Annotated in this window: 1 protein-coding gene; it reads right to left on the reverse strand. The window is 34.2% G+C overall.

Going from position 1 to position 896, the window contains the following annotated elements; genetic code table 11:
* Positions 1-135: 135 nt before the first annotated feature.
* Positions 136-896 (reverse strand): hypothetical protein (locus tag ABD000_RS04625; protein ID WP_343764456.1); only part of this gene is annotated, 761 nt, incomplete at its 5' end.

An 896-nucleotide genomic window follows, 5' to 3' on the forward strand; every position in this document is an offset into this window, starting at 1 on the left:
AACGGTTTAGGCTATGCGCAGTTGCGTGCCTTAGCCTTGTCTTCCCAAAGATACCCAAACCATAGAAAATTTTGCAGAAATTTTCGGGTGAGCAAGAAACGAGCAATTGCGTATAGCCCGTGTTGTGTGCAGTACTTAAGCCCCGATTATTTTCAATTCGTTAATAAATTTATGTTTTAGGCTGTTTATTGAAGACAATTCTTTTATTAGAATTTGAATCAAATTTTTTAGACTGGTCCGCAAGTTTACTCTACTTAGCTCAATCAGAAGACAATTTTGCATCTGTCTTAAAAAATCATTCGGTAAATTATCAAAACTCCTACCATCAAAAGGGTTTTTACTTTCTTTTAAGCATTTCAGTACCATTACATTTTCTCTACACTTGGATAAATAGTATTCTGCTTGCCAATAATTTTCTCTTTCGATGGAAGTTCTTGTTTTCAAAGCGAATAAAATTGAATATCCTGCAATTAAATTAATTTCTGGAAGTGATTTAAACTCTCTTTCTTTTTCTTGGCCGAATATCAGTTTAAATTTATCTGTTATCGCTCCAAAATATTTGCTTGGCGTGAAGGATAAATCAACCTGCAAACCATTCGGCAAAAGAAATACCCGATAAAGTGACTCTTTATAAGAAATGTCAAATAGCCTATTTGCATCGAAACTTTCCGACATCATTTTGCTCCACTCTCTCAATACTTGGTTTGCATCTGCTTCGTTTTCGTATCCAAACGTCAAATCAATATCAGACCATTTATCATCATTTCCTACAGATTCTGAACCAACTATTGCACAATCGATGATTTTTGAATCCGATTTAGCGAAATTGATTATAGCTTCTTGAACTTCAATTCTGTCTTTTTTCGAGTACATTTTTTTTGTATTGCACACAACGG

The sequence above is a fragment of the Gangjinia marincola genome (assembly GCF_039523415.1).
GTDB classification, from domain to species: domain Bacteria; phylum Bacteroidota; class Bacteroidia; order Flavobacteriales; family Flavobacteriaceae; genus Gangjinia; species Gangjinia marincola.